The organism is Rhodococcus sp. 3258, assembly GCF_031456475.1.
GTDB classification, from domain to species: domain Bacteria; phylum Actinomycetota; class Actinomycetes; order Mycobacteriales; family Mycobacteriaceae; genus Rhodococcoides; species Rhodococcoides fascians.
This window is the reverse complement of the sequence record NZ_JAVDUT010000001.1, coordinates 862,348-883,645: the sequence shown is the minus strand read 5'-3', so window position 1 is coordinate 883,645 and position 21,298 is coordinate 862,348. Positions and strand designations below refer to the sequence as shown.

General features: G+C 65.8%; 10 protein-coding genes. 6 read left to right on the top strand and 4 right to left on the bottom strand.

Annotated features, from left to right (window positions below):
• Positions 1-129: a hypothetical protein gene (locus tag J2X62_RS04055; protein WP_265733208.1), complete on the bottom strand. Its 129-nt coding sequence runs from the start codon at positions 127-129 to the stop codon at positions 1-3.
• Positions 126-776: a DsbA family protein gene (locus tag J2X62_RS04050; protein WP_032391199.1), complete on the bottom strand. Its 651-nt coding sequence runs from the start codon at positions 774-776 to the stop codon at positions 126-128. The genes J2X62_RS04055 and J2X62_RS04050 overlap by 4 nt, the downstream gene beginning before the upstream one ends.
• A 130-nt stretch (positions 777-906) precedes the next feature.
• Between J2X62_RS04050 and purB the strand changes: the two genes are divergently transcribed.
• Positions 907-2,331: an adenylosuccinate lyase gene (gene purB / locus J2X62_RS04045; RefSeq protein ID WP_310177730.1), complete on the top strand. Its 1,425-nt coding sequence runs from the start codon at positions 907-909 to the stop codon at positions 2,329-2,331.
• 46 nt (positions 2,332-2,377) lie between these two features.
• On the opposite strand, the gene J2X62_RS04040 is transcribed toward purB, so the two are convergent.
• Positions 2,378-3,169 (bottom strand): HAD-IIA family hydrolase, encoded by a 792-nt coding sequence (locus J2X62_RS04040; protein WP_032381794.1) that lies wholly within the window; start codon positions 3,167-3,169, stop codon positions 2,378-2,380.
• Between the two features lie 91 nt (positions 3,170-3,260).
• Between J2X62_RS04040 and J2X62_RS04035 the strand changes: the two genes are divergently transcribed.
• Positions 3,261-3,686: an HIT family protein gene (locus J2X62_RS04035; protein WP_283550560.1), complete on the top strand. Its 426-nt coding sequence runs from the start codon at positions 3,261-3,263 to the stop codon at positions 3,684-3,686.
• On the opposite strand, the gene J2X62_RS04030 is transcribed toward J2X62_RS04035, so the two are convergent.
• The gene (locus J2X62_RS04030; protein ID WP_310177722.1) at positions 3,673-4,884 is read right to left on the bottom strand and encodes an ABC transporter substrate-binding protein; all 1,212 of its coding nucleotides are present in this window, start codon (positions 4,882-4,884) and stop codon (positions 3,673-3,675) included. The two genes, J2X62_RS04035 and J2X62_RS04030, sit on opposite strands and share 14 nt — an antisense overlap.
• 116 nt (positions 4,885-5,000) lie before the next feature.
• On the opposite strand from J2X62_RS04030, the gene J2X62_RS04025 reads away from it, so the two are divergent.
• The 4 genes from J2X62_RS04025 to J2X62_RS04010 are packed head-to-tail and all read left to right on the top strand — an operon-like array spanning position 5,001 to position 21,227.
• Entirely contained in the window at positions 5,001-8,492 is a 3,492-nt protein-coding gene (locus tag J2X62_RS04025; RefSeq protein ID WP_310177720.1) for an amino acid adenylation domain-containing protein, read from the top strand.
• Between the two features lie 43 nt (positions 8,493-8,535).
• Positions 8,536-10,191 (top strand): AMP-binding protein, encoded by a 1,656-nt coding sequence (locus J2X62_RS04020; protein WP_310177718.1) that lies wholly within the window; start codon positions 8,536-8,538, stop codon positions 10,189-10,191.
• Positions 10,188-13,577, top strand: coding sequence for an amino acid adenylation domain-containing protein (locus J2X62_RS04015; protein ID WP_310177717.1), 3,390 nt, complete (start codon positions 10,188-10,190; stop codon positions 13,575-13,577). Before J2X62_RS04020 ends, J2X62_RS04015 begins: the two co-directional genes overlap by 4 nt.
• 6 nt (positions 13,578-13,583) lie before the next feature.
• Positions 13,584-21,227 carry a non-ribosomal peptide synthetase gene (locus tag J2X62_RS04010; RefSeq protein ID WP_310177715.1) on the top strand — a complete coding sequence of 2,548 codons (7,644 nt, stop codon included), beginning with the start codon at positions 13,584-13,586 and terminating at the stop codon, positions 21,225-21,227.
• Positions 21,228-21,298 lie beyond the last annotated feature (71 nt).

The following is a 21,298-nucleotide window of genomic DNA, read 5'->3' as shown; positions in this document are numbered from 1 at the left end:
TCAGGCCGGCGTGTTCAGCCCGAAGTCGTTCTCGCCCGAGTCTGCGTCTCGGATCGTCGGCACCTCGCACACACCGTCCTCGCAGACGGGGCCACGGTCGTCGCCGACCATCTCCAACGGGCCACTCATGCGCCGGCCGCGGCCTTCTGCAGGACGTCGGCGAACACCGACGGTTCCTGTGCGCCCGACACACCGAGGCGACCGTCGATCACGAAGAACGGCACACCACTGATCCCGTAGGCGATGGCCTGCTCCTTGTCCGCGCGCACGGCGGGCAGGTATTCCTCGGACTTCAGCGCCTCGACCACCTCGTCACGATCGAGACCGATCTCCGCGGCCAGGTCGGCGAGGTCGTCGACGCGTCCGACGTGGCGGCCCTCCTCGAAGTAGGCCGCCAGCAGCCGTTCCTTCATCTCGACCTGCTTGCCCTTCGACTTGGCGAAGTGCAGGAGTTCGTGCGCCTTGACGGTGTTGGTGTGCTGCACGGCGTCGAAGTCGTACGCGAGCCCCTCGCCTGCGGCCAGCTCGGTCATCTGCCCCAACATCTGCGTGACCTGGGCGGCCGGCATGCCTTTGTGGGAGACGAGGAAGTCGACCTCACTGCCGTCGAAGTCGACCGGTGTGTCGGGTGCCAGCTCGAACGAGTGGAACTCCACCTCGAGCGTCCCGCCATCGGCGATGAACTCCGCAGCACCTGCCTCGAAACGGCGCTTACCGACGAAGCACCACGGGCACGCGATGTCGGACCAGATGTCGACCTTCACTGTTCGGCTCACGGCGGCTGCAACATCGGAATGCGGTGCTCTTATTCCACGCGGCGATGATCGCGGGAGGTCGGTGGCGGCAGTCCACTTTCGAAACAGTGCAGTCGTCTTCCGAGACCGACAACTGGGCCACGTAAGCTGGATGCTCGTGAGCATCCCGAATGTCCTGGCCACCCGTTACGCAAGCCCCGAACTGGTGGAGCTGTGGTCTCCGGAATACAAGATCACGCTCGAACGGCAATTGTGGATTGCCGTGCTGCGCGCACAGTCCTCGCTCGGAGTCGACGTGCCCAACGCGGCGATCGCCGAGTACGAGGCCGTCGCCGACCAGGTCGACCTGGCATCGATCGCCGAGCGGGAACGCGTCACCAGGCACGACGTGAAGGCTCGCATCGAGGAGTTCAACGCCCTCGCCGGTCACGAGCACATCCACAAGGGACTCACCAGCCGCGACCTGACCGAGAACGTCGAGCAGCTGCAGATTCTGCGTTCGCTCGAACACGTCCACACGCACGGTGTCGCCGTGGCGAAGCGGTTGGCCGAACGCGCCGCCGAATACTCCTCCCTCGTCATGGCCGGCCGTAGCCACAACGTCGCCGCCCAGGCCACCACGCTGGGCAAGCGCTTCGCGTCGGCCGCCGACGAGCTGCTGCTCGCACTGTCCCGGCTGCAGGAACTGATCGCGCGTTACCCACTGCGCGGTATCAAGGGCCCGATGGGCACCTCGCAGGACATGCTCGACCTGTTCGGCGGAGACTCGGCGAAGCTCGTCGCACTCGAACGCATCGTCGCCGATCATCTCGGCTTCCGGCACACGCTCACCAGCGTCGGCCAGGTGTATCCCCGCTCGCTCGATCACGAGGTCGTGTCCGCGCTGGTCCAGGTCGGTGCCGGACCGTCGTCGTTCGCGCACACCGTCCGCCTGATGGCGGGCCACGAGCTGGTCACCGAGGGCTTCCAGCCCGGCCAGGTCGGGTCGTCGGCGATGCCGCACAAGATGAACACGCGCTCGTGTGAACGCGTCAACGGCCTGCAGGTGGTGCTTCGCGGCTACGGATCGATGGCCGCCGAGCTCGCCGGAGCTCAGTGGAACGAGGGCGACGTCTTCTGTTCCGTCGTGCGTCGCGTCGCGCTGCCCGACGCGTTCTTCGCCATCGACGGTCTCATCGAGACCTTCCTGACCGTGCTCGACGAGTTCGGCGCGTACCCCGCCGTCATCGCCAAGGAACTGGATCGCTACCTGCCGTTCCTCGCGACGACCAAGGTGCTCATGGCCGCCGTACGTGCAGGCGTCGGCCGCGAGACCGCGCACGAGGCGATCAAGGAACACGCCGTCGCCGTCGCGTTGGCCATGCGTGAGCAGGGACTCGAGCCCGACCTGCTGGATCGCCTGGCCGCCGACGACCGCCTGCCGCTCGACCGCGCTGCACTCGATGCGGCGCTGGCCGACAAGACGGCCTTTGTCGGCGCTGCGGACGCTCAGGTCAGTGCGGTCGTCTCGGCCGTGGAGCGGCTGATCGCGAAGTTCCCGGCCGGTGCGGCCTACAGCCCGTCGCCGATTCTCTGAGTTCTCTGTTGTGAGTGGAAACTCGTAGTGGGCTACGAGTTTCCACTCACATCAGGACGTCGGGCAGGTCTGCGACGGAATCGATCACGTGATCGGGTTCCATCGCGAATTCGTCGGTGATGCGTCGATCCAGCACGTCCTGACGGAACTTTCCGGTGCGCACCAGAACACCGGTCATGCCGACGACCTGGGCGGCGAGGACGTCGTTGTCGAGGTCGTCGCCGACCATGACGACGTCGTCCGGGTCGACGCCCATCCGCTCGGACGCCGTGCGGAAGCCCAGGGGAGCGGGCTTGCCGATGGCTTTCGCGGCGTGTCCGGACGCTTGCTCCATCCCGGCGAGGTACATGCCGGTGTCGATGCGCAACCCGCCACCGGTACTCCACATCAACGATCGATGCATCGCGACGACGGGAATGCCGCGACACAGCCAGTCGTAGACGCGACTGAGCCGCTCGTGCGTGAACTCCGGGCCGGCACCGCCGACGACCACGACATCCGGATCCCCGGACGACTCGTCGACGAATTCGATGCCCGGCATATCGGCCGCGATCTCGCCGTTGTTGATCATGACCACCCGGGCATCCGGGTAGTTCTCGCGTAGATGATCCGCGGTGAGCGACGCGGCGGTGACGATCTCGTCGGAATGGACGTCGAGTCCGACGTCGCGCAATGCCGCCGCTATCTGCTCGCGCGTCTTCGAGGTCGTGTTGGTCAGGAACGCGCGGGCAATGTCGTTGTTGTCCAGGTACTTCAGCGTCGCGGCTGCTCCGGGTACCGCCTGCCACGACGTGACGAGTACGCCGTCGATGTCGAAGAGAACCCCGCCGATGCTCATCGGCAAACAGTAGTCGGGTCGAGTCAGTCGTGCAGTTTCAGCAGTCGCGGTGTCGTTCGTGCAGTCAGCGCTCGCGCCTAGGCTCGATGCCGTGAACCCCTACACGATTTTCTCCGAGATCATTGCCGGGACCGCCGAGGCGTCGCGCGTCCACGAGGACGACACCGCGATCGCGTTCATGGACATCAGGCCTCTCACCACCGGGCACGTGCTCGTGGTGCCCAAGCAGCAGTATCGGACGCTGGCCGAGTTGCCGCCCGAGGTCGGTGCGCATCTGTTCGTAATCGGGCAGAAGGTGGCAGCCGCTGTGCGAGCGAGCAATCCGCGCGTTGCGGGTGTCAATCTGTTCCTCGCCGACGGCACGGTGGCAGGCCAGGAAATCTTTCACGTGCATCTGCACGTCATCCCGCGCATGATCGGCGACGGCTTCGGCCTGCGGGCTCGGCCGTCGTCGCCGCATCGATCCGAACTCGACCGACTGGCGGCGGAGATCGCGGCCGCGCTTACTCGGCAGTGACCTTCTGCGCCTTGGACAGTGCGTCGGCGTAGACGTCGATGGTGTTGGTGTAGCGGCTGTAGCTCTTGTTGGCGCCGTAGTCCCACAGCACCATCTGTTGCTTCTCGACGGCGGAGATGGTGTCGAAGCCGGGGTAACGGCTCGGGATGTCGGCAAGCTTCACGTCGGATGCGTTGGCAACGTCGTGGTAGACGAACGCGACATCGGCATCGACACTCGACACGTTCTCCCAGGACACCTTCTTCCAGTAACCGTCGTCGGTGCCGTCGGGGGTGTACATCTTCAGGCCCCAGCTTTCGTAGTCGCTGAAGTCGGGATCCGCCGACGGATCGAGTACGTAGGCGACGTCGAGTGGCCAGACGCCGACTCCGGTGAGGTCCTGACGTTCGGACGCAACCTTCTTGAAGTTGGTGACAGCAGCGTCGTTGTCGGACTTGATGTCTGCCAGTTGTGGGGTGTCGAGGTCGACGCCGAGCGACGACGCCAACCCGGCGTAGTTCTCGATGGTCTTCGCGGTCGACGTCGTGTCCAAGGTGACCCCCAGGGTGGGAGCGATCCGATCGATCGTGTCGGCCTTGGACGAATCGGCCGTCGTGGTCAACTTGCCGAACTGGCCGAATCTCGGGTTGAACTCACCGATGACGAGATCCGGGTCCAGGCTGGCGGCTTTCTCGAAATCGAAGGTGCCCCAGGTCTCGCCGACCGATTCGATGCCCGTCAGATCGGAGCAACTCAGAATCGGGCTGGTGCCCATCGGCGTTGTCGACCAGATGGCGATCGGCTTGATTCCGTACGACATCAGCGCAGCGGCGGATTCCTCGTCGGCGATGATTCTGGTCGGTTGTGCATCGAGGGACACGGTCCGTCCGCGGCCGTCGGTGTACGTGAACGGTCCGGACGCTCGGTCGACCGAATCGACGCGGTCGTTCGCACTGCACGCGGCGGGGTTCGCGTTCAGGTCGACGGTCTGGGTGCCGGCGTCGTCGCTGCCGGTGGTGCCACTGCTGCACGCGGCAGCGGCGAGAAGCACGAGAACCGCGATGCCTCCGGTGAGGGCGCGGGGTGCGGAGCCGAATCTGCCCGAAGTCGGTGTCACGTGTCTGCTTTCGTCGAGGCCGAGATGGCCGATGTCGAGTGGAGCGCCGTTCTTCCTGGTGTCGAGGTAGGGGCCGAGGGCACCCTCCTCGCGGTGGCCCACAGATGCTAGCCTCCTCAGGGTCGACTAAGCGAGGGTAGCCTTTCCTTATGGACGGGCTCTGGATATCGCCTGGTCGCGCGCATACGCAACACAGTCGATCGAAGGGGACTCACCGGATGGATCAGCGGGGAATCGGACGGGACGAACTGCGGGCGGTGGTTGCAGAACTGATCGGTGCGGAACCCGGGGCTGTGTCGATGGACGCGGATCTGTTCGAGCTCGGTCTCGAATCGATCGTTCTGATGCGGTTGGTCGGGAGATTCCGCAAGCAGGGGTCGACGGTGACGTTTGCCGAGCTCGCTGCGCAGCCGAACATTTCTGCCTGGTCCGAACTGATCGGTGGTTCGGCCGAATCGAGTTCCCGAAACCCCGAGCGGCAATCGACTCTGGTCGAACCGGACACGTCGGAGTTCGATCTCGCACTGTTGCAGCACGCCTACTGGATCGGGCGCAGTGCCGAGCAGCGGTTCGGCGGGGTCGCACCGCACCTCTACACCGAATTCGACGGCGAGGCAGTGGATCCCGATCGACTACGTGCGGCGCTCGATGCCGTCGCGCAACGGCACGAGATGTTGCGGGCCCGGATTTCGGACAACGGACAGCAGCGCATCGAACCGACCTCGGGGTGGCGCGGGTTGACGGTCCACGACCTACGATCCGAGTCCGACCCGACCGACCGCCTCGAAGAAACGCGGCTCCGTCTGACCCACCAGATGCTCGATATCGAAGCGGGCGAGATGTTCTCGGCCGATCTGTCGCTCCTGCCGAACGGTCGCACGCGTCTGCACCTGGACATCGACATGATCGCCGGCGACGCAGTGAGTTTCCGTATTCTGGTTGCAGACCTGGCGCGGGCCTACGACGGCGATCCCCTCCGGGCAATCGAGTACAGCTATTCGCGGTACCTCGCCGATCGCCCGATCGATCGACGCAGCGCCCGTGCTCAGGCCGAACGCTACTGGTCCGAGCGCGTCGACTCACTGCCCGGTGCGCCGACTCTTCCGTTGCTGGAACATGATTCGGGCGCTCCGGTAGCGTTGCGTCGGGCATTTCATCTCGACTCCGCGGCATACGGCGATCTCCAGACGCACGCCAGAGCCCACGGAGTCACCCCGGCGGTGGCAGTGGCCACGGCGTTCGCCGAGGTGATCGGTGCCTGGTCTCGTGAACAACGGTTTCTGCTCAACGTGCCCATGTTCGATCGCGCTCCGACGCATCCCGACGTCGAGAATCTCATCGGTGACTTCTCGTCGTCGGTCATGCTGGAAGTCGATCTGAGCGAGCCGCTCTCGTTCGTCGAACGTTCCCGTCGGATCCGGTCCCGACTGCACGAAGACGCCTCGCACGCCGACTATTCCGGAGTCGAGGTGCTACGCGACCTCGGCCGCCGTCGAGGAGAGCCGGTGCTGGCTCCCGTCGTCTTCACGAGCGCGCTCGGTTTGGGCGAGTTGTTCGACGCTCGCGCGCGGCAGGTCTTCGGTGATCCGGTGTGGATCATGTCGCAGGGGCCGCAGGTGGTTCTCGACGCGCAGATCACCGAACTCGACGGTGGCGTGTTGGTCAACTGGGACATACGCGAGAACGAGTTCCTCCCAGGAGTTCCCGACGCGATGTTCGACGCGTTCGAGACGCTGGTTCGCGCACTCGTGGTCGACGGTGACTCCGTGTGGGCGGAGCCTGTGGGTCAGCTGGTTCCACCGCGTCAGCTGATGTCGCGAACTCCGGCAGCCGATGTACCCCGAACGGACGCATCGCAGTCGGCCGGGAACGAGACTCTGCACCGCGCCTTCTTCGATCGCGCGTCGCAGCATCCCGACGCGCTGGCGCTCGAGTGGGGCGAGAACGGGTCGATGACGTACGGAGACCTACGAGATCGTGCTCTGAAAGTAGCTGCTGCGCTGACCGATCGCGGCGTGGGGGTGGGCGACACGGTGGGGGTGACGCTGCCGAAGGGGCCCGATCAAGTGGTCGCAGTTCTCGGTGTGCTCGCCGCGGGCGGGGTGTACGTACCGATCGGCGTCGACCAACCGTCGAGCCGTGCTGCGCTGATCGCCCGAAAAGCGGGGTTCACGGTGACGATCGGCGGGTCGGGCGACGACGGTCTCGCGGTGTCCCACGCGATCCTGAGTGAGCCTCGGCCCGCCCCGCACCTCGGCCCCGACACCGCGCCCGCGTACATGATCTTCACCTCCGGCTCCACGGGTGAACCGAAAGGTGTTGTGGTCTCGCATCGAGCCGCGATGAACACGATCATGGATCTGGTCGAACTTTTCGACCTGAACGAGGGCTACCGTCCATTGTGCCTGTCCGAGTTGGACTTCGACCTGTGCACGTTCGACCTGTTCTCGGTGTTCGCGGCCGGCGGTACGGCCGTGCTCATCGAGGAACACGAGCGCAAGGATCCGCAGCGCTGGGCCGCGCTGATTCGTGCGCATCGCGTCACGGTGATCAGCTGCGTGCCCCCGCTGCTGGACATGATCCTGTCCACCGGTGACGATGTGGGCGGTTCGCTCGAGGTCGTCATGCTCGGCGGCGACAAGGTGAGTATCGACCTTTACCGGCGGCTGACGGCGGCGGTTCCCGGATGTCGGTTCGCCGGACTCGGTGGCGCTACGGAAACCGCGATCCACAACAGCATCTGTGAGGTCGTGGACGTCGATCCGAACTGGCGCACGGTCCCGTTCGGGGTGCCGCTCGCGTCGATGGCGCTTCGGGTGGTCGATGCGCGTGGGAACCAGGTGCCGGACTGGGTGCCCGGTGAGTTGTGGGTCGCGGGCGTCGGTCTCGCCGACGGCTATCTGGGCGATCCCGAGCGTACGAACGAGCGCTTCGTCGAGGCCGACCGCTACCGCTGGTACCGCACCGGAGACCTGGTTCGGTACTGCCCCGGCTCGATGGCCGAGACCGGCTCCATGGTCGAATTCGTGGGCCGTGTGGACAACCAGATCAAGATCAACGGATTTCGGATCGAACTCGGAGAGATCGAAGCGGCACTCACCGCGGATCACGAGGTGGCCAGTGCCGCAGCCGTTGTCGACCGCACCGCAGCTCCGATCCTGCTGGCCGCCGTGGTGCCGACCGATCGAGACGCGGATCCCCGTGAGACGGTAGCGGCCGTGAGGGCCAGGGCCGCCGAGCGTCTCCCAGCGCACATGGTGCCGGAGCAGATCGTGACGGTCTCCGCGCTGCCGCTGACCGTCAACGGCAAGATCGACTCCGCTGCCGTCGTCCGGCTGTGTCGCGCAGCGGGAGAAAGCGAACGGGTCGATGCCCGGATTGCGCCCAGAACTCACCTCGAAAGCGCCCTCGCCCTGATCTGGCAGAAGGTACTCGGCGTCGACGGCATCGGTGTGACGGACACGCTCTTCGCGCTCGGCGGCGATTCCGTCCTGGCGACGACCATCGTCGCCCGCATTCGCGAGTCCTTCGACATCACGTCGGTCACCGTGCGCATGATGTTCGCGGCACCCACCGTGGCCGGGCTCGCGGACCGGATGATCGGCGCAGAAGGTGACGCAGAATTCCTCGAGGCCACCGCCGAGATCTTCCTGTCGGTCGAAGCGATGTCGAAGGACGAACTGTCGGCCGCGCTCGAACACCATTCCTGACCCGCTTCGCATTCCCGGAGGACGAGAATCCATGGTGCAGAACATGACCGAACTTGCCGAGCCGGACGCCGACGTCGACGCTTTCGTACCGTTCGGCGACGAGCGTGCCCGCAGGTACCTCGACGCCGGGTTGTGGCGAGGTGAAACCCTTCCGGAGGTGTTCGCAACGTGGGCGACGCAGTTCGGCCCTTCGAGGGCGGTCGTCGACGATCGCACGGAGCTGAGGTACGACGAGCTGCTTCGACGAGTGCGGAGCGTCGCAGCCGGATTCGCCGATCGCGGCATCGAACCGGGCGACCGGGTGGTCGTGCAATTGCCGAACTCCGTGAACTTTGCGGTCGTGCTGTTCGCATTGCTCGAATGCGGAGCGATCCCGGTGCTGACGCTGCCTGCACATCGCCGACGCGAGATCACCCATCTCGCCGCCACCGCATCGGCGGTGGCGTACGTGATCTCCGATCGGGACGGCGACTTCGACTATTGCGAACTCGCCGATGAGGTCCTCGCGTCGGTGACGAGTGTTCGGCACGTCTTCGTCGACAGTTCCCGACCCGAATCGAACGGCGGCGGGTCCCATACCTCTCTGTCCGCGGTGGCCGGGGTGCCCCGACAGTTTCCGCGCGCCCGGCCGACCGATCCTGCCTTACTGCTGGTCTCCGGTGGCACGACGGGATTGCCCAAGCTGATTGCCCGTACACACAACGATTACGAATACAACGCCAGGGCCAGTGCGGAGGTCTGCGATCTCGGGCCCGAGGACGTGTATCTCGCCGTTCTCCCTGCCGCACACAACTTTCCGCTCGCATGCCCCGGGCTGCTCGGTGCCCTCGGGGTAGGGGCAACGGTGGTGTTCTCCGGCAGTGCCAGCCCAGACCACGCGTTCGCGCTGATCGAGAGATATCGCGTGACGATCACGGCGCTGGTTCCGACGTTGACTCATCTGTGGTGCGAGGCAACGGAATGGGAGGATGCCAACCTGTCCAGCTTGCGGTTGCTGCAGGTCGGGGGAGCGAAGCTGGCACCTGAGGTCGCCAAGCTGGTCGAGCCCGCGCTCGGATGCCGGCTGCAGCAGGTGTTCGGCATGGCCGAAGGACTACTGAACTACACCCGAGCCGAGGACAGCCCGGAACTGGTGATCGGAACGCAAGGCAGGCCGTTGTCCCATCTGGACGAGGTGCGCGTCGTCGATGCGGACGGAAACGATGTATCGCCCGGGGAAGTCGGTGAATTGCTGACGCGGGGCCCCTACACCATCAATGGCTATTATTCTGCGGCAGAACATAATACGACTGCCATCACCCCTGATGGGTTCTATCGCAGTGGGGATCAGGTGCGCGAGCTCGAGTCCGGCCATCTCGTCGTCACCGGTCGCATCAAGGACGTGATCACCCGAAACGGCGAGAACGTCGCGGCCGACGAGCTCGAAGACCTGCTGCTCACCCATCCTGCAGTAGCGCGGGTCGCGGTGATCGGGGTGCCCGATGCCGCTGTGGGCGAAAGTGTCTGCGCAGTCGTGGTGCCGAACGGAAGCGGTCCGACCGTCGCCGACGTGCGGGCCTTCCTGACGGCGGCCGGCTGCGCCGGATTCAAACTGCCCGATCGCGTGGTGACACGAACATCGCTGCCCGTCACCGCCATCGGCAAAGTGGACAAGTCCTTGCTCGTCACACAGTGCACGCAACAGCAGCCGACTCGATGAAGGAACCCATGGATCTCGACGACGTCAGACGTAGGTTGGTGCAGGAGCGGTTGCGGCGTGCCCGAGGCGACGAGGCCGCACCCGAGGCGAGCCGCGGCCCACTCGCGGACGTCGAATCCGCCGAATTCGATTCGTTGAGGGAGCAATTCGGATCCATCGACGACGTCTGGCCACTGTCACCACTGCAGCTCGGGCTCGTCTTCCAGGTAGGTGTCGACGCCGATGCCACCGAGCTGTACACCGTCCGCACCGTCGTCGAGGTCGACCGCGTCCTCGACGACGACAGGATCAGGCGAGCTCTGCAATCGGTCGTCGATACCACCGCGGCGATGCGGACGGCCTTCGTGACGCCGGACGACACCGCGCCGGCCCAGGTCCTACTCTCTGCGGTGCAGGCACCGTTGACGGTGGTGGATCTCCGTGCGTGCCCGGCGAGCGAGGTGGACGATCGATGGAGCCGGATTCTCGCGGACGACCGGGCGCTCTCGTTCGACATCGCTGCGCCGCCACTGTTTCGGGTCACCCTGGTGCACCTTCCCGGAGGGGTCGACCGACTGTTGACCACCTACTGGTTCGGGTGCTTCGACGGCGGATCCTCGGCACTGCTCGTGGCTCGAGTCCTGGAGCAGCACGACGAGAACGGCACGCCCGTTCCGCCGGACCACGGCTACCGTGAGTATCTGCGTTGGCTGGCTTCTCGCGACCGTGCCGAGTCCGAGCAGGCGTGGCAGCGGTACTTCGGCGATATCGACAGCCCGACCTCGGTGGCTGCGGAGGCCACCCGCGGGGACGGTTCACCCCGCAGGATCGAACGCAGAGTGACGGCAGCGGTGTCCGGCGCGCTGGATCTGCACGCACGTCGATCCGGTTCGACTCTGTTCACGGTTCTCGCAGCGGCCTGGGCGAGTGTGTTGATGCGTGTGGTGGGGCGGTCCGATGTGGTGTTCGGTACCGCCGTCGCCGGTCGGCCCATGGATGTGGCCGGTTCCGACACCGCGATCGGCGCGTTCATCAGCACGGTGCCGATCCGGGTGACGGCAGGTGGATTCGATTCGGTCACCGATGTGGCTGCGCGCGTGCAGGATCAGCGTCTCGACCTGATGCCGCACGACACCCTCGGTCTCGGTGGAATTCAGCAGGCCATCGGTGCGGGGGCTCTGTTCGACACCCTGCTCGTCCTGCGTAACGCTGCCGGGCCTGCGGGACGACAAGAATCGACGTCGGCGGGGAACGAGCGCCGCGTGCGACACATCTCGACCGTCGATGGGTCCGAGTTCCCGGTGTCCATCGCAGTGGATCCCGGCGATGAACTGAACCTGTCGGTGACGTATCTACCCGATTCTGTGGACGACGAGCGTGCCCGATCGCTGCTCGACTCGTTCGCATCGGCACTCGATACCGTTGCAGCGCAGCCCGATCTGCCGATCTCGCGCTGGCCGTCTGCCCCGGGCGACATGCCGAGTGTCGTCGAGAACGAGTTCGACGGCCGATCGGAACGACTGCAGGACAACACGATCGCCGAATTGCTCGCCGCACGCGCCGCGGCCGTTCCCGACGACATCGCGTTGGTGTTCGGAGACCGGCGGCTGACCTTCGGCGACCTCGACCGGCGGGTGAACGCCTGCGCACTGGCGCTGCTTCGCCGGGGTGCCGCTCCCGAACGCATCGTGGCCCTCGCTCTGCCGAGATCGGTGGAGATGGTGGTGGCCCTGTTCGCGGTGCTGCGTACCGGTGCCGCGTACCTGCCCCTCGAACTCGACTATCCGACAGAGCGTCTCGACGTCATGTTGGCCGACGCGCAACCGGCCGTTCTGGTGACGACGGTGGACACGGAGAGCCGGGGATTGGCCACCACCGCCACACGGATGGTCGTCGACTCCCCTGAGGTCGTAACAGAGTTGGCGTACGACATCGACGCGTCGGAAGTCGAGGCGGCCACAGCGTCGGTCGGTTTTGCGTCCGGCACCGTCGGCCGACTCGAGCACCCCGCCTACGTCATCTACACCTCCGGCTCGACCGGAACACCGAAGGGCGTCGTCACTCCGTATCGCGGTCTGACGAACATGCAGATCAATCACCGGAACGAGATCTTCGCTCCCACCGTCGCCGTGGCAGGAGACCGCACCCTGCGGATCGCACACACGGTGTCGTTCTCCTTCGACATGTCGTGGGAGGAGTTGCTGTGGCTCGTCGAAGGTCACGAGGTACACATCTGCGACGAGGAATTACGCCGCGACGGTGAGGCATTGGCTCACTACTGCGAGCAGAACAGAATCGACGTGGTCAACGTGACGCCCACGTATGCCGGACATCTGCTCGATCTCGGACTGTTGGACGAACGCGACGGACATCGAATTCCCCTGGTCTTGCTGGGTGGTGAGGCGGTACCGGATGCACTGTGGAGTCGGCTCGACGGCATCGGCTACAACCTGTACGGGCCTACCGAGTACACGATCAACGCGCTCGGTACCGGAACAAGGGACAGCGTCGGGCCGTCCATCGGTTCGCCGATCCTGGGCACACGTGCGTCCGTCCTGGACCAGTGGCTACGGCCGGTCCCGATCGGTTCGGTGGGGGAGTTGTACCTCTCCGGTGTCGGTCTTGCGCGGGGCTATGTGAACCGATTCGGCGACACGGCAACGAGATTCGTGGCCGACCCCTTGACTCCGGGCGCACGGATGTACCGCACCGGTGATCTGGTTCGCATTCGAGCCGACGGTCTGTTCGACTACCTCGGTCGCGCGGACGACCAGGTGAAGATTCGCGGCTATCGAGTGGAGACCGCAGAGGTCGAACGCGCCGTGGCCGCATGCGAGGGTGTGGTGGGCGCGGTGGTGCGTACGGTGCAGATCGGGAGTGGTACTCGCGCCCTGGCCGCATACATCGTTCCTCGCGACGGCGGTACGACCGACACGTCCGTGCTGTTCGGTTCCATTCGAGACCGGCTGGCAGCGACGTTGCCCGAGTACATGGTGCCGACGTTGTTCGCTGCCCTGGAACGCATTCCGATGACGATCAACGGCAAGCTCGATGTGCGGGCTCTTCCGACCGTCGACGCCGTGGGCGGAGGCACGTTCGTACCGGCCCGAACGCCGGTGGAAACGATGTTGTGCGAGATCGTCGCGGCGGTTCTGGGTGTCGGACGCGTGGGGATCGACGACGACTTCTTCGCGCTCGGCGGCGACAGCATCACCTGCCTGGCCGTGGCATCGCGGGCGCGAAAGGCCTCGATTCCGCTGGCACCGCGTGAGGTGATGCGCAAGCGGACGGTGCGAATGTTCGGGGCGGAGCTCACACCGGACGCCGACGCACGCCCCGCTGTCCACGCCGCCGCCACGGTGGAACTGTCCCAGGACGAGCTCGACGAATTCGAAAGCAGTATGTGAGCAGACATGACGACCGATACCGCGGCCACGTCGCAGTCCAAGATCGCCGCCGTACTCCCACTCACCGCACTGCAGGTCGGGATGTACCTGCAATCGACGCTCGCCGAGCGAGCGCAGGATCCGTACCTGTCACAGACGGTGCTCGACCTGTCCGCCGCGGTGGATCGCGGCCGGCTCGATCGTGCCCTCGAACTGCTGTTGGATCGCTACCCGAACATCAGAGCGCTGCTGCGGCAACGCCGTAACGGTGATCTGGTCTGGGTGGTACCGCGCGCGTCGACGCCGGTCGTGACGGCCGTCGACGACGAGTGGGATGATCATCTCCGACGAGACCGCTCGGCCGGGTTCGCGTTCTTCGAGCAGCCGCTCATTCGCTTCTCCTACTCCACTTCTGCGCGCGCCCCGCGAGTTCTGCTCACCTACCATCACGCGCTGATGGACGGGTGGTCCGAGGCCATCTTCGTCAGGGAGCTGATCGCTCTCTACGAATCGGGCGAGGGGGCGCGGTTGCCGCCTGCACCCGACTTCGGCGATTATCTCGCGTGGACAGCGTTGCAGGACAACGTCACTGCGCGTCAGCGGTGGGCCGACTACCTCGACGGGTTCGAGTCCGCGACTCTCGTTGCCGGGGACCGAGCGAATGGGTCCAGCGCGGGCACGCGCTCGCGCCTGGACGTCGATATCGACGATGCGTTGGCCCAGCGGGTGTCCGAATACGCGCGTCGTACCGGCGTGACCACGAACGTCGTCGTGCAGACAGCCTGGGCGGCGATGCTGTCGGCGAGAACCGGTTCCGACGATGTGGCCTTCGGGATGGCGACGTCGCTGCGGCCGTTCGATCTCGATGGTGCCGAGGCGATGGTGGGTTTGCTGCTCAACACCGTGCCTGTCCGCCTGCGGTGGAACTCGGCTGCAACGGCGACCGAGATGCTCGCACGCGTGCAGGCAGACCACCTCGACCTGGACGAGTATCGGTTCCTCGGGCTGTCCGACATCGCCGGAACAGTCGGCGGCGGAGAGCTGTTCGACACCATAGTCGTGTACCAGAACTATCCCGCACCGATGCCCGAGACGAGCGGGACCGTCGACGAGATCACGGTGCTGGGTGCGCACATGAGCTTCCCGATGGCGTTGATCGTGGGCCCCGATCCTGCTCTGTGGGCGTTCGTACTGCACGACGAGGCCGCTGTCGGCCGGCGGCAGGCCGCCATGTACGCCGAGACGTTCGTCGAGATGCTCGATCGGATGACGACAGTGTCGGACATCGACGTCACTCGACTGGTGGCCGCCCCGCATGGACAGGGGCGCAGCGTCGGACCGGACCGAACCGTGGTGCCGATCGAGACCGCTCTGGCAGCGCGCTTCGAGCAGTCCCGCGATGACGTGGCACTGCTGATCGGCGGCGAGCACATCACGTTCGGGCAGTTGACCACGCGGGTCGGACAGGTGTCCGCACTGCTGCGTGTGCACCACATCGGTGTCGAAAGCCGCGTCGCTGTTGCGGTGAGCAGAGGTCTCGACATGGTGGCGGCGCTGTTGGCGACCATCGACGTCGGCGCAGCGTTCGTACCCGTCGACATTCGCTACCCGCGTGAGCGGATCGAACTGATCCTGTCCGATTCCGGGCACGACCTGCTGTTGATCGACGATGCGACCCCCGCGGCACTGACGGATATGGAGACTGCGGTCCGCGTCGATACCGTTGTACGACAACAGGACTGGACGCCGCCGTTCGGTCGCAGCGTCCCGGGTGAGTGCGCGGCCTATCTCGTGTACACGTCGGGTTCGACCGGAACGCCCAAGGGTGTGGTCGGCACCAGGAACGCGTTGGCCAACCGGCTGCAGTGGGCGGTGACGCGGTGGGGCAGACCGGGCAGCCGAGTTGCCAAGAGTTCGCTGGCGTTCATCGACGGCGCGACGGAGTTGCTCACCGGCATTCTCGCGGGCCAACGTGTGGTACTCGCGCAGGATCACCAGTACGGCGATTCGGGTGCCGTGGCCTCGCTCATCGGACGGTCCGGTGCCGAACAGGTCACCGCCATCGGTTCTCTGGCTGCCGCGCTGGCCGCTGCGGCGCCGTCGGACTGCGCTTCGGTGACCGGTTGGATACTCAGCGGAGAACCGTTGACCGACCACATGATCGACGTGATCCGAGCGGTGACGCCGGACGCCACGATCGACAATTCCTACGGATCCTCCGAAGTCGCAGGCGACGTCGCCGTGCAGCGGGTCGACGGCGACCCTGCGGTCATCGGAACCTCGGTGGACAACACCACACTGCGGCTGCTCGACTCTCGGCTACGCCCGGTTCGGAACGCCGTTCCTGCCGACCTGTACGTGTCGGGCGTGCAGCTCGCCCGCGGATACTCCGGGAAACCGGCCGAGACCGCGACTCGCTTCGTCGCAGATCCCGGCGGCGATGGCGCGCGAATGTACCGCACCGGGGACCGTGCCCGTCTCGTCGACGGCGTCCTGGTATTTCTGGGTCGAGACGATCGTCAGGTCAAGATCAGAGGCCATCGCGTCGAACTGGGTGAGGTCGAAAGTTGGACGGCCAGTGACCCTTCGGTCGACGAGTGCGCCGTGGTCGCTGTGTCCGACGGTGACGGCGTCGGTGTGCTGGTGGCCTACGTGACTCCCGACTCGGTCGACACCGCGTCGGTGCGGGAGGCGCTTCGTCGCCGGGTTCCCGACTATCTGGTGCCCGCATTCTGGGTGGCCGTCGACAGTATTCCCAGAACCCCCAATGGCAAGGCCGATCGAAAAGTTCTGCAGGAGCGCGGAATACCCGACGGTGGTCCCAGCCGATCGCGACCGGCTGCATCCGAGGACGAGCGAGCACTCGCGGCGCTGTTCGCAGACACCACCCGTGCGGAGAGCGCCCAGTCCATCGGCGTCGACGACGACTTCTTCTCGCTCGGCGGCGACAGCATCACCGCTATCACCCTCGTCCATCACGCGCGCACCGCCGGACTTCCGATCACCACCGCAGACGTCTTCGAGTGTCGAACGGTCGCAGGGCTGGTGGAGCGGGGCCGAAGCGCCCGGGCCGTTGCGATCGTCGACCGGCCCGACAGTTCGGCAGCGCTGCTGACCGATGCCGATGTAGCCGAATTGGGCTCTCATGGAATCGATCCAGAGGCAGCTCGCCCGGCCACTCCGCTGCAGCGGGGCTTGGCATTCCAGTCCGTAGCCTCGGGCGACGGAGTGGAGGAAATCTACGTCATCGCCACCGAATTCGAGGTGCACGGGCTGCTGGATCCGCGACGTCTCGGGGGCGCACTCGACGCGCTCCTCGACCGTCATCCAGCGCTGCGCTCGCGCTTTCTGACGTTGAGCACCGGGACGACCGTCGCGATCCGCGATACGGGTCGAGTCGTACTCCGCCGTCATGTCGTCGACGATCCGACATCGCCTACCGCCCGTGACCTGATCGACCAGGACAGGCGTGCGTTCGACATAGAGCAGGACTCGCTCGTCCGAATTCTGCTGCTGGACTGCGGGAACGATCGTCACCGGGTGGTGCTGACCGTCCACCATCTTCTCGTGGACGGGTGGTCCATGGGCACTGTGGGCACCGAGCTGTTCAAGCTCTACCGAGGCCTGGCACTGCCGGAACCTGCGCGGTTCGACGACTACCTGCGGTGGCTCGCGGGCCGCGACGACTCGTCCGTCGACGCGTGGCGTCGCGCGCTCGGCGCGGACGTGGCACCGACGATGGTGGCAGCGTCGGCGTCGGCATCGGCATCGTCGTCGGTACGTTCCGAGGCGCACGAGATCGACCTCGAGTGGAGTGCGCAGGACACCGCTCGGCTCATCGAGTCGGCGCGTCGTCGATCGTCGACGCTGAGCGAACTGGTCGATGCAGCATGGGCCGTGGTGCTCTCGGCATTCACGGATTCTCCGTCGGTCGTGTTCGGCTCGACGGTTTCGGGGCGTCCCACCGACCTCGATCGTGTCGCAGACATGGTCGGACTGTTCATCAACACCGTTCCCGTCCGTGTCGACGTCGGACCCGATGCACGTCTGTCGACCGTGCTCGCTGGTCTGCGGGACTTCTCGATCGCCGTGGCTCCGCATCATCACGTGGGCCTGGCAGACATTCAGAAGGCCGTCGGACGGGGAACGCTGTTCGACACACTCGTGGTGTTCGAGAACTTCGCTGCTGCAGACACTTCGGGTGTCGATGCCGAGAACTTCTCGGTGTCGGTCGCCGGATTCCACACAGTGACGCACTACCCGCTCGTGTTGACGGTCCATCCGGGCGAACGGATGCGGCTGGTGGTCGAATACCGCAGCGACTCGGTGCCCGTGGCTCGCGCCCGCGCAGTGGCGTCCGCACTGACCTCGGTGTTGGGTGCGTTCGCCGACGAAGGCGACCCGCCGATCGCCGCACTGTCTCTCGTCGACGAGACGACGACTCGGATTCTCCGCACCGAGTACGCCGGCTCGCAGCGTCGGTATCCGGACGGGACGATGGTGGACCTGTTCGCCGACCGCGTCGCGTTGCAACCGGACACCGTTGCTGTTGCAGACGCCGCCACGGCTCTGACGTTCGCCGAGCTCGATCGCGTCTCCAATCGAATTGCGCGATGGCTCCTCGGTTTCGGTGTCGGCGCGGAAGATATCGTGGCCGTCGAGGCCCCACGAACCGTGACGACGATGGCGACGATCCTCGGGGTCATGAAGTCCGGGGCCGCCTACCTCCCGATCGACCCGAACTGGCCCACCGAACGCGCGCGGCAGATTCTCGACGATGCGCAGCCGGTGATCACGGTGACGGCATCGGCGGTCGAGGCCCTGACGCCGTCGTCGACGGACAGGATTGCCGTCACCGATTCCGAGCGTCGGTCCGCATTGCATCCCGACCACCCGGTGTACTTCATCTACACCTCCGGTACGACCGGTGTGCCCAAGGGAGTCTCGGTACCGCACCGAGGACTGGCGAATCTCTATCACTCCCATCGCGAGAGCGTGCATCTGCCGACGGCGGCGCGCGCGGGCACGGACGCTCTGAACGTGGCGCATGCCTGGTCGATGGCCTTCGACGCATCCTGGCAACCGCAGTTGTGGATGTTCGGCGGGCACACAGTACATCTCATCGATCCCGAGGTCGTTCTCGACCCGAGAGAACTCACCGAGCGACTGCGAACGCTGTCGGTGGATTTCATCGAGGTCGTACCCTCGTTGCTCGAACAGATGATGCGGTCGGGATCGATCGACACACTCACGTCGGTCGGGGTCGGCGGCGAGGCGGTATCGGTCGACTTGTGGAACAGGTTGCGCGCGAACGAATCTGTGGTCGCCTACAACTTCTACGGACCCACCGAGGCCACCGTCGATGCGGTGTTCACATCGACGGATCTTTCGCCCGAGCCTGTGATCGGTAGGCCGGTGACCAACCTGAAGGCATACGTGTTGGACGCCTGTCTTCGGCTTGCGCCTCCCGGGGCGCTCGGCGAGCTCTATCTGGCCGGGCCGGGCGTGGTGCGCGGGTATCGCAACGTGCCGGGGCGCACCGCGCACCGCTTCGTTGCCGATCCCTTCGCCGCGGACGGTACTCGGCTCTATCGGACCGGGGATCTCGTGTCGTGGACCGAATCCGGCACATTGAGGTATGCCGGTCGCTCGGACGACCAGGTCAAGATCCGCGGGCATCGCGTCGAAGTGGGGGAAGTCGAAAGTCGATTGCGAGAGATCGATGCCGTCGCAGACGCGCGGGTGCTGGTGCATACGTCGGGTATCGCTACCGGGCAGGCGACCCTCGCTGGATACGTCGTTGCTGCGCCGGGACGGACGATCGACGTGAGCGCCGTGCGCGCGGGTCTGGGCGAACTCCTTCCGTCGTACATGGTTCCATCGTCGGTGACCGTGCTCGATGCGTTCCCTGTGCTGCCGAACGGAAAGCTCGATGCGGCCGCGTTACCCGACCCCGTCCTGACTCTCGGTTCCGGGCGCGCGCCGCGCACCGACGTCGAGCGGGAGATATGCCGCGCAGTAGCCGCTGTGCTGCATGTGCCGGAGGTCTCCGCGGACGACGACTTCTTCGATCTCGGGGGCGACAGCATCATGGCCATGGAGTTGTCGGCGCGGCTGCGGACGGTGGGCATGGCGGTCTCGCCCCGTCACATCGTCGCTCGGCGCACGCCGGAAGCACTTGCTCAGCAAGCGGAGTCGGCGCAACCGATGGCCTCCGGCGTCGAGGAACTGTCGCCGTACGGAGAAGTCCCGTTGACACCGATCCTCCGCTGGATGGACAGTCTCGATGGGTCCGTCGACGAGATCTCGCAGGCGGTGTTGCTGGAGGCTCCCGCCGATCTGACCGAGAACTCGCTGATCGAGCTTCTCGATCTCGTGGTGGCCAGGCACCCCATCCTGCATTCGAGTTTCGAGCGTCGTCCCGGCTCCGAGTCCGTGTTCACCGTGTTGCCGGACGGTACTGCCGACGTGGCCGAGTGGGTCCGTACCGAGTATGTGGACGGGCTCACCGAATCGCTGCTCGCAGAACGTGTTGCCGCCCAGTCACGCGCGGCACGTGGTCGGCTCGATCCCCGGATCGGCCGGATGGTCGATGTGGTGTGGCTGCGCCACCACGGTGACACCGACTCCTCGGGTGAGCTCCTGATCACGCTGCATCACCTCGTGGTCGACGGGGTCAGCTGGCGAATACTGCTGCCGGACATCACGACTGCGTGGCAGCAGCGGTTGTCGGCGGATCGCGGCCCGATCGGGCCCTCCATGCGGCAGTGGGCGCACGAGATCCACCGCCTCGCCGGCTCTGCCGAGGTGCTCGCCGATCTGGAGTACTGGACACGCGTCGGCGACGGGGCGGGACGGGTTCCGATGGTGCGTCCGGTCGATCCGTCGATCGATACCGGTGCAGGCGTACGCACCACCACGTTCGCGCTCTCCCCTCAGGAAAGCGCGCGGATTCTCGCCGCAGCCCGCCCGCGGCTCGGGGTGTCCGTCGAACATCTGTTGTTGGGAACGTTCGCGGCCGCGACAGTCGAATGGATGGACAGCGGTGCGGCGGGTCCGCAGTCGTTCGTCGTCGACGTGGAGGGGCACGGGCGGTCGGGAATCGCGTCCGATCGGATGGACGGCTCTTCCGTGGTCGGATGGCTCACGGCTGTGTTCCCGCTCCGCCTGACCGCTGACGCGACCGACCATCGCGCCCTGATGTCGCACCGGTCCGATCCTGTTGCCGCAGAATCGGTTCTGCGTACGATCGCGACGGACGCGGCTAGGTCGAGGGATTCGGTGCCGGGAGACGGGTCGACGTACGGCATGCTGCGGTGGTGCAGCGGTGAGGCGGGTGCGGTGCTGCGGCACATGCCCACGGCCGACATCGAATTCAATTATCTGGGCCGTTTCGACACCGCGAGAGGCGGTCCGTTCGGGGCCAGCCGATTGCGTAGCAGTCTCGACACCACGCCCGGCACCGAGACGCCCTGCGGCTATGCGTTGGTCGTCGACAGCTACGTGCACGAACAGGACGGGTCGTCGGTACTCGGTGTGACGTACACGTGGCCGGCAGGAGTGCTCGACGGTGTGGAGGAACTGGCCGGGCTCTGGCGGGAGGCCCTGTCGGCCGCGTGTCGAATTGTGGAGGACAGGGAGTCCGAGGACGGCCTAATGAGGCAAGGGTAACCTCATTAGTGCTACCTTGTCAGTCGCCTCGCCCGGTCGGGTGTGGACGCAGTCAGTGCGTGGTCGAGTCG